Below are 8,373 nucleotides of genomic sequence, written 5' to 3'. Positions count from 1 at the left end.
GTAACCCCCACGCCCCCCGGGGCCCAGCGATTTTCGCTGGCACCGGGCCGCTTTCGGGTATCCGACGCTCAGTCCGCCAAGTGCAGGCGGCGGTGGAGGGCGTAGACGCGGTCGGTGAGTTCCGGGAAGGGGCCGGAGACCGGGATGCCCGGGGCCACCTCCTGGATGGCGAGGGGGCGGATGGGGCCCGCGGGGACGCCGAACTCGTTGAGCCACTCCGTGAGCTGGGCGGTGGAGGCGGCGTAGACGATGCGGCCCAGGCCGACCCAGGCGTGCGCGGCCGAGCACATGGCGCAGTGCTCGCCGGAGGTGTAGACCGTGGCCGTGGCCCGGTCCTCGGGGGTGAGGTGCTCGGCGGCCCAGCGGGCCAGCTCGAATTCGGGGTGGCGGGTGGCGTCGCCGCCGGACACGCGGTTGCGGTCCTCGGCGAGCACGGTGCCGTCGGCACCGACCAGCAGTGACCCGAACGGCTCGTCGCCCGCGTCCAGGGCTTCGGCGGCCAGCTCCACGCAGCGTTCGAGGTACTGCAGATCGGTGTCGGCGGACATACGGCTCCGTTCTTCGGTTTACGTGCGGTGGTAGGCGGTCTGGGCCGCTTCGATCTTCGCGATATTCGATTCGAGGATCTCGATGAGGCCGACGAGCTGGTCGGCCACCTGCGCGCCGAGGTCGGTGAGGGTGTACTCGACGACCGGCGGGATGGATTGCTGGACTTCGCGATTGACCATGCCGTCGCGTTCCAGGGTCTGCAGGGTCTGGGAGAGCATGCGCTCGGAGATGCCGTCCACGCGGCGGCGCAGCGCCGAGAACCGGTAGGGGCCCTCGCGCAGCGCGGCCAGGGCGAGCACGCCCCAGCGACTGGCGACGTCTTGCAGGACCGGACGCGAGGAGCAGTTGCGGGCGAAGACGTCGGCTTCCAGGGTGGGGTCGTCCGGGTAGGACCGGTCGGGAGGCCGAGCATTCATGAGATCGAGGTTACCTGTGTTTCGGGTAGCGGTTCAGGAATAGCATGTGCTTACTATTAGTTAGTACATGTCAGCAGTGCAGTTCATTCCCTGAAACCTGGAGGTAGTCATGACCGTCGCAGTCACCGGAGCAAGCGGACAGCTGGGTCGCCTGGTCGTCGAGGCGCTGTTGAAGGACGGATCGCAGCCGGTGGTGGCGGTGGTCCGCGATCCCGCGAAGGTGGCCGATCTGGCCGCGCGGGGTGTCGAGGTGCGGGTGGCGAGCTATGACGATCCGGAAGCGCTCGAGCGCGCCTTCCAGGGCGTCGACCGCGTGCTGCTGGTCTCCGGCAACGAGTTCACCAAGCGCGTCGCCCAGCACACCAACGTGCTGCGCGCGGCCGAGCGGGCGGGCGTGAAACTGCTGGCCTACACCAGCATTCCGCAGGCCGGCCGCAATCCGCTGATCCTGGCCCAGGAGCACATCGGCACCGAGGCCGCGCTGGCCGGAGCGAGCATCCCGACCGTGCTGCTGCGCAACGGCTGGTACTGGGAGAACTACACCGGCGGCCTGGCGCACGCCATCGAGACCGGCGTGCTCTACGGCGCGGCGGGCGAGGGCAAGGTATCCGGCGCGGCCCGTGCCGATTACGCCGAGGCCGCCGCCCGCGTCCTCACCACCGACGGTCACGAGGGCAAGGTCTACGAGCTCGGCGGCGACGAGACGCTCTCGTATGCCGAACTGGCGCAGGTGATTTCGGAGGTGGCCGGCAAGCCGGTCCGCTACCAGGACCTGCCGCAGGCCGACTACGCCGCGGCGCTGCGGGGCGCGGGTCTGGACGCCGGCTATGCCGCCGCCCTGGCCGATGCCGACGCCGGTATCGCCGACGGCATCCTGGCCGTCGACTCCGGTGATCTGCAGCGGCTGCTGGACCGCCCGTCGACCCCGGTCGCCGAGGTCTTCCGGGCCGCGCTGAGCTGATCGAGATACGTACCGGGCCGATCGAGATACGTACCGGGGTGATCGAGTTCGGGGACCGGCAGGCTCAGTACCAGTTGTGGGCCTGCCAGAAGGCCCATGCGGCATTCGGGCTGCCGTAGCGCTCGACCATGTAGCGGTAGGCCCAGCGCAGCTGGGTGAGCGGGTTGAACATCCAGTCCGGGCCCTCGCTGAACATCTTGTGCGCGGGGAGGGCCTGGGCCAGCCCGTAGGCGCCCGAGGTCGGGTTGATCGCGAAGACCTGCCAGTCGCTCTCGTGCGTGATGATCTGATTGAACGACCCCCACTGGTCCCCGGGCACGATGAAACGTGACAGTGTCTGCAAGGCCGGTTTGGAGAACCGCTGGGCCGCGCCGGCCAGCTGCAGCAGGGACGCCGGGTCCACCGGCAGGGCGACCGGGAGCGCGGATTGGGCGATGGGGTCGGCGATTTCGGTGCGCGCGTCGGCGGTGCCGACGGCGACGGTGAGCGGGGCGAGGGCCGCCACGAGCAGTCCGAGGACGGTGGCTCGGAGCGGACGCTTGTCGAGAATGGGCAACGCCTGGTCCTTCCGTGTCGTTCACGAAAAAACAGACCCATCTGGCTTCAGCTAGGAACCGACCGTACGCCCTGCCGTTTCCCGGGAGGGGTGAGCGACACGCGGTGAAATGCCTGATCGGAGTGGATTGCCGGTCAGCGCGCCCGGCCGAGCAGCAACTCCCGCTCGATCTCATTGCCGGTCAGATCGGCCGCGCGCCGAAAAGCGGCCCGCGCCTCCGCATCCCGGCCCAGCCGCGCCAGCAGATCCCCGCGGACGGCGTGCAGCAGGTGATAGTCGTCGAGCGCCCCGGCCGCGGCGATAGCGTCGATCAACTCCAGGCCCGCGCCGGGTCCGTGCACCATGGCCACCGCGACCGCCCGGTTCAACTCCACGATCGGTGACGGAAACCGTTGCGCCAGTACGGCGTACAGTCCAGCGATGCGCCGCCAGTCGGTCTCGGCGGCGGTCGGGGCCACGGCGTGCACGGAGGCGATGGCGGCCTGGAGCGCGTAGCGCCCGGGCGGAAGGTCCCGCGTCCGATTCAGCGTGTGCGCGCGGCCCAGCGCGGTCAGGCCGCGTTCGATCGAGAGCCGATTCCACCGGGACCGGTCCTGATCCGGCAGCAGCACCAGCGCGTTGTCCGCGTCACTGCGGGCGGTGGTGCGGGAAGCCTGCAGTTCGAGCAGGGCCGCCAGCCCGTACGCCTCCGGCTCCTCGGGCAGCAGCCCGGTCAGGATGCGCGCCAGGCGCAGTGCGTCCTCGCACAATTCGGCCCGGACCCAGCGCTCGCCGGAGGTGGCGGTATAGCCCTCGTTGAAGATCAGGTAGATGACCTCGAGCACCGAGTCCAGGCGTGCGGCCAGCTCGGCGCCCGCGGGCACCTCGTAGGGAATCCGCTTGGCCGCGATGGTGCGCTTGGCGCGCACGATGCGTTGTGCCACGGTCGATTCCGGGACCAGATGGGCCCGCGCGATCTCGGCCGTGGTCAGGCCGCCCACCATGCGCAGGGTGAGCGCCGCCCGCGCCGGGGGCGAGAGCACCGGATGGCAGGCGGTGAAGATCATGCGCAGCAGGTCGTCCGCGATGGCCGGTTCCGGTTCGCCGGGCGGCTGCTCGGCCGTGAGCGTCTCATGGCCGAGCAGCTCCAGCTTCCGCGCGAAGTTCACATCGCGCCGAATGCGGTCCACCGCGCGGTGTTTCGCCGTCAGCATGAGCCAGCCGCCCGGATTCGGCGGGACGCCGTCGCGCGGCCACTGTTCCAGCGCCGCCACATGGGCGTCCTGCGCGAGCTCCTCGGCGGTCGCGATATCGCCGACCAGGCGGGTCAGGCCCGCCACCAGCCGCGGCCATTCGATGCGCCAGGCCGCCTCCACGGCCCGGCGCGCCCGCTCCTGCCGCGGATTCAGTTCTGGCCGTCCAGCTGTCGCACCTCGATCTCGATGTCCCAGTCCGGCCCGTGCACCCGCAGGAACCGGGACGCCCACTCGGCCGCTTCCTCCTGCGAACGGGTCTGCAGCACCAGGTATCCGCCGATGATCTCCTTGGCTTCGGTGTACGGCCCGTCCATGACGGTCTGCACGCCGCCGGTCTGCCGGATCCGGGTGCCCTCCTCGATCGGGCGCAGGCCCGCGGTGTCGAGCAGCACGCCCGCCTTGGTCATCTCCTCGATGATCTCGTTGACCTTGGCGATCAGGTCGTCGCCGGGCCCTTCCTCGGGCATCTGGGCGGGATCCAGGCGAATCAGTGCCAGGTATCGCATTGCTCAATCCTCTCGCTGGGCGACTGCATAGCGGACATAAAGGGCACCACCGTCGAACGACTTCGATTCCAGCAGGTTCAGATTCAGTTCGGTCTTGTCCCGGAACATAGGGGTGCCGGAGCCGATTGTCACCGGATGGATGACGATGCGGTACTCGTCGATGAGCCCGGCGTCGGCGAACCAGTGCACCAGGGTCGGGCTGCCGTAGATGACCAGCGCGCCGCCGTTCTCCGTCTTCAGCTCCGCGATGCGCGCCGCCCCGTCGCCGTCGATGATCCGGGTGTTCCGCCAGCCGGCCGATTCGAGCGTGGTCGAGAAGACGATCTTGTCGATATTCGTGACCCATTCGGCGTGTTCGAGATCGTGTGCCGTGGCCTCCGGGTTGTCCGGAACGCTCGACCAGTGATCGCGCATGCCCTCGAAGGTCTTGCGGCCGTAGATCGTGGTACCGATATCAGCCCGGATGTGCTCGTCGTGGAAGGCGGCGAGGTCCGGGCTGTAGGCGCCGAATGTCCATTCCAGTCCCAGCTCGGTGTGTGAGGCCGCGAAGCCGTCGAGGGCCATGTGCTCGAAAGCCACCACTTTTCGCATCGGATTCCTCTCGTCGAAGTGCCGGGCCGCTGTTCGACCCCTGACTACTCCTCGAACGGGCCCGGCCGGAATCGACACGTTCGACGGAGGAATCTTTCAGCGGTTTCCGGTCAGACCCACTGGACCAGTTGGATGACGATCCCATTGGGGTCGAGGGCCTGGAAGTAGCGCTCGCCCCACGGCTCGGTCTCGATGGGGGTCACGATCGGCACGCCTTCGCGTTGGACGCGGGCGTATTCGGCGTCGATGTCGTCGACGACGAACACCACCAGCAGGCCCTGGCCCGCGCTGCCCGCGATGCGCTCCGGCTTGAAGCTGCCGAGGCCGGTGCGCAGATAGATGACGTCGAATCCGGCGTCGGGCCGGGTCACGTCGACGAAGCCGTCGGCCGACATCTTCTCGGTGAAACCGAAGTGGTCGATGAGGAACGTCGCCGACGCGATCGGGTCGGGCACGTTCAGGGAGATCGCGGATGCGGTGATGGTCATGGGGCCTCCTGGGTGGTGCCGACAAACTCTGTACTAAGTACGCTGTACTTTGTACAGACATTCCCGACGGCATGCAAAGTGGCGACCGTCACATCGATACGATCGGCGACGGAGGTGACGCGAATGGCCGGACGAAGCGGGGAGCGCAGCAGTGCGGGCGACCCGGTGCGCACGCTGGAACTGCTGTGGCGCGAGCCCGGATCCGGCGGTTCGGCGCGCGGGCCCAAACAGCGCACCACCCTCGACGCCGTCATCGCGGCCGCGCTGGAGATCGCGGACGGCGCGGGGCTGGGCGCGCTCACCATGCGGTCGGTGGCGGCCAAGCTGGGCATCACGCCCATGGCCACCTACACCTACGTGCCGGGCAAGGCCGAGCTGCTCGACCTCATGCTCGACACCGTCTACCAGCGCATGCCGCGTCACGATCTCACCGGAATGCCCTGGCGGGAACGGGTTTCCACGATCGCCGCCGAGAATCGCGCCCTGCTGGCCGAGCATCCGTGGGTGGCCTATCTGCCGACCACGCGGCCGCCGCTGGGTCCCGGCGTGGCCGCGAAATACGACCACGAGCTGCGCGCCTTCGACAGGCTCGGCCTCGGCGACCTGGAGATGGACGCCGCGCTCACCTATGTGCTGGGCTTCGTGACCTCGACCGCGCAGCTGGCCATCGACAGCGCCCGGGCCGCGACCGAGAGCGGGCACTCCGACCGCGAGTGGTGGGAGCGGGCGGCCCCGCTGCTGGCGCGGGTCTTCGACGCCGGCCGCTATCCCCTGGCAGCTCGGATCGGCGCGGTCGCGGGGCAGGCCCACGACAGCGCCTACGGTGCGGACCACGCCTACGAGTTCGGGCTGGCCCGGGTCCTGGACGGATTGGCCGCGCTCATCGAAAACCGCAGGCCCTGAGCGCGTCCGGTCGATTCGGACAATCCGCGCAAGAGAGACTGATCGGGACGATGGTCTCAATTTCGCCGCGCGGACCGGGCGATCGCGGGCAGAATTCCCCCCATGCCGCGATCAACCCCGGCAATCGTCGCCGCCGAAACCTTCAGTCGGGCAGCGCAGCCGGTGCTCCCGATGGGTGACGGGCTGGTGCTGCGGCCGTGGCTGCGCCGGGACGGACCCGAGGTGTACGCGGCCTTCCAGGATCCGGCCATCCGGCGCTGGCACGCGCGCACCGCGGACACCGTGGAGGAGGCCGGGGAATGGGTGGACTCCTGGGCGCGCTCGTGGAGCGGTGGCACCGCGGCCAATTGGGCTGTCGCCGATGGCCGCAGCGGCCGGCTGATGGGCCGGGCCTCGCTGCATCACATGGAACTCGGGCACGGCGAGGCCGAGCTGGCGTACTGGGTGGTCCCGGCGGCGCGCGGCCGCGGCATCGCCCCGCGCGCGGTGGAGGCGCTGGTCGGCTGGGCCTTCGAGGTGGCCGGATTCCACCGTCTGGAATTACGGCATTCCGTGCATAACGCCCAGTCCTGCCGGGTGGCACACAAATCCGGCTTCGTGCTCGAGGGCATCAATCGCAGTGCGGGCCTGCACGACGACGGCTGGCACGACATGCACCTGCACGCCCGCATCCAGCCCGCCCGCCCCGCTGAACCCGCCTACGCGCATCGCGTCCCGCCTGCCGAGACCGTTCCCGAAGCCGCCACCCAGCCGGTCTACCGCCTGCGCCGCTGACGCACGGCCGGATCGTGCGGCTAGTGGTCGGTTTGGATGCGGAGGGCGGTGATGGTGCTGGCCAGGCCCTCGTACTGGTTGGTGAGCAGGACGATTTCGATGAGGCGGCGTTCGTCGTAATGGTCGGCGAGGGATTGCCAGGTGGCGTCGTCGAGGTCGCGGGTGGTGACCAGCTGGTCCACGGCGGTGAGCAGCGCGCGCTCCTTGGCGGACCATCCGGCGGCGGCCGGGCCTTCGCGGAGACGGTCCAGGATTTCGGCGGTGACGCCCGCACGGCGGCCCAGCCGGATGTGATGGTCGGTCTCGTACTCGCATCGGCGCAGATGCGCGACGCGCAGGATGACCAGTTCGGATTCGTACCGGCGCAGCTTGCCGCCCGGCATGAGGCGGCCGGAGAAGTGCAGCCATCCCCGGAACAGGCCGCCGGTCCGGCCCAGCGTGCTGAACAGATGCGCGTCCTCCGTGCCCGCGGCACGGGAAAGCGCCTGCCAGACAACCCAGTTCACCGGACCGAGCTCCCGCAGGCGACCAGGAGCGATGCGTGGCTTCGTCGACACCATCCCCCCAGTCAACACCCTGTCTGAGCCACTCGCCAGACCGGCGGCCCGGCGCGGCGCGGATCGGGTTACTCGCGGACCGCCTGAGCGAGTTTGGTGAGTTCCAGCGCGCGGCGGGCGCGGGTGAGGACGTGCGCTCGGGAGCTGGTGAGGTGGGCGAGGAGGGTGCGCAGAGCGGTGTCCAGATCCCCGGCGAGCAGGTGTTCGGCGATGGCGATATGGTCCTCGGCCATGGCGGCGATCCGGCCGGGGGTGGGCATGTCCAGGGCCCGCACCGGCCGCACCCGCGCGTGCACCGTCGAGAGCGCCTCGGCCAGTGCGGAATTGCCGGCGGCCAGCAGGAGTGTGGTGTGGAACCGCTCGTCGGCGGCGATGAGCTCGGCCCCGGGCTCCGGCGCGTCCTCGCGCACGCGCCGCCAGAGCTCGAGCTCTCGCTCGACCGCGCCCGAGTCGTGCGGCGTGACCGAGGGCCGAGCCGCCAGGGCCGGGGGTTCCGGCTGCACGGCGGCGGCCAGCGGTTCCGGGAGGGCCGCCGCGGTGGCCTGCAAGCGTTGGATGCCTCTGGCTTCCAGGACTATTCGGAGTTCGTACAGGTCCCCGAGTTCGTCGACCCGGGGGCGGTACGGGTATAGGCCGTCGGTGTGGCGTTCCAGCAGACCGTCGGCGAGGAGCCGGGCCAGCGCCTCGCGGACCGGGGTGCGGGAGACGCCGTAGGTCTCGGCGAGGCGTTCCTCGCCGAGCCGCTCGGTGGGTACCAGCATCCCGGCCGCGAGATCGCGCTGCAGGGATCGATAGACCCGCTCGGACAACGGAATACGCCCCCTGCGCGCGTTCACG

At 69.8% G+C, this 8,373-nt stretch carries 12 protein-coding genes; 3 read left to right on the top strand and 9 right to left on the bottom strand.

Annotated elements, in window-relative coordinates; all coding sequences use genetic code 11:
* Positions 1 to 68: 68 nt before the first annotated feature.
* Positions 69 to 548 (bottom strand): nucleoside deaminase, encoded by a 480-nt coding sequence (locus ABZV44_RS37060; protein ID WP_354847149.1) that lies wholly within the window; start codon positions 546 to 548, stop codon positions 69 to 71.
* An 18-nt stretch (positions 549 to 566) separates the two neighbouring features.
* The gene (locus ABZV44_RS37055) at positions 567 to 965 is read right to left on the bottom strand and encodes a helix-turn-helix domain-containing protein (protein ID WP_354847147.1); all 399 of its coding nucleotides are present in this window, start codon (positions 963 to 965) and stop codon (positions 567 to 569) included.
* A gap of 109 nt (positions 966 to 1,074) precedes the next feature.
* Between ABZV44_RS37055 and ABZV44_RS37050 the strand changes: the two genes are divergently transcribed.
* Positions 1,075 to 1,926: an SDR family oxidoreductase gene (locus ABZV44_RS37050; RefSeq protein WP_354847144.1), complete on the top strand. Its 852-nt coding sequence runs from the start codon at positions 1,075 to 1,077 to the stop codon at positions 1,924 to 1,926.
* Between the two features lie 64 nt (positions 1,927 to 1,990).
* Here ABZV44_RS37050 and ABZV44_RS37045 read toward each other — a convergent pair whose 3' ends face one another.
* The 5 genes from ABZV44_RS37045 to ABZV44_RS37025 form a co-directional block, all read right to left on the bottom strand.
* Entirely contained in the window at positions 1,991 to 2,482 is a 492-nt protein-coding gene (locus ABZV44_RS37045; protein WP_354847141.1) for a transglycosylase SLT domain-containing protein, read from the bottom strand.
* Between the two features lie 134 nt (positions 2,483 to 2,616).
* A complete protein-coding gene (locus ABZV44_RS37040; RefSeq protein WP_354847138.1) occupies positions 2,617 to 3,837 on the bottom strand; it encodes an RNA polymerase sigma factor in 1,221 nt (406 codons plus the stop codon).
* A 29-nt stretch (positions 3,838 to 3,866) separates the two neighbouring features.
* Positions 3,867 to 4,223 (bottom strand): YciI family protein, encoded by a 357-nt coding sequence (locus ABZV44_RS37035; RefSeq protein ID WP_354847135.1) that lies wholly within the window; start codon positions 4,221 to 4,223, stop codon positions 3,867 to 3,869.
* A gap of 3 nt (positions 4,224 to 4,226) precedes the next feature.
* Positions 4,227 to 4,814: a dihydrofolate reductase family protein gene (locus tag ABZV44_RS37030; protein ID WP_354847133.1), complete on the bottom strand. Its 588-nt coding sequence runs from the start codon at positions 4,812 to 4,814 to the stop codon at positions 4,227 to 4,229.
* A 110-nt stretch (positions 4,815 to 4,924) separates the two neighbouring features.
* Entirely contained in the window at positions 4,925 to 5,302 is a 378-nt protein-coding gene (locus ABZV44_RS37025) for a VOC family protein (protein ID WP_354847130.1), read from the bottom strand.
* Positions 5,303 to 5,425: 123 nt separating this feature from the next.
* Here ABZV44_RS37025 and ABZV44_RS37020 point away from each other — a divergent pair, with 123 nt between their 5' ends.
* Positions 5,426 to 6,205 carry a TetR/AcrR family transcriptional regulator C-terminal domain-containing protein gene (locus ABZV44_RS37020; RefSeq protein WP_354847128.1) on the top strand — a complete coding sequence of 260 codons (780 nt, stop codon included), beginning with the start codon at positions 5,426 to 5,428 and terminating at the stop codon, positions 6,203 to 6,205.
* Positions 6,206 to 6,307: 102 nt separating this feature from the next.
* Positions 6,308 to 6,979 carry a GNAT family N-acetyltransferase gene (locus tag ABZV44_RS37015; protein WP_354847125.1) on the top strand — a complete coding sequence of 224 codons (672 nt, stop codon included), beginning with the start codon at positions 6,308 to 6,310 and terminating at the stop codon, positions 6,977 to 6,979.
* A 20-nt stretch (positions 6,980 to 6,999) separates the two neighbouring features.
* Here ABZV44_RS37015 and ABZV44_RS37010 read toward each other — a convergent pair whose 3' ends face one another.
* Together ABZV44_RS37010 and ABZV44_RS37005 are read right to left on the bottom strand one after the other, a co-directional pair.
* Complete coding sequence (locus tag ABZV44_RS37010; RefSeq protein WP_354847122.1) at positions 7,000 to 7,539, bottom strand: carboxymuconolactone decarboxylase family protein; 540 nt, start codon at positions 7,537 to 7,539, stop codon at positions 7,000 to 7,002.
* A gap of 65 nt (positions 7,540 to 7,604) precedes the next feature.
* Positions 7,605 to 8,372 (bottom strand): GntR family transcriptional regulator, encoded by a 768-nt coding sequence (locus tag ABZV44_RS37005; protein WP_354847119.1) that lies wholly within the window; start codon positions 8,370 to 8,372, stop codon positions 7,605 to 7,607.
* Position 8,373: the final 1 nt, after the last annotated feature.

It is taken from the genome of Nocardia sp. NPDC004860 (assembly GCF_040609015.1).
Classification (GTDB): domain Bacteria; phylum Actinomycetota; class Actinomycetes; order Mycobacteriales; family Mycobacteriaceae; genus Nocardia.
This window is presented reverse-complemented; position numbering and strand designations above follow the sequence as displayed.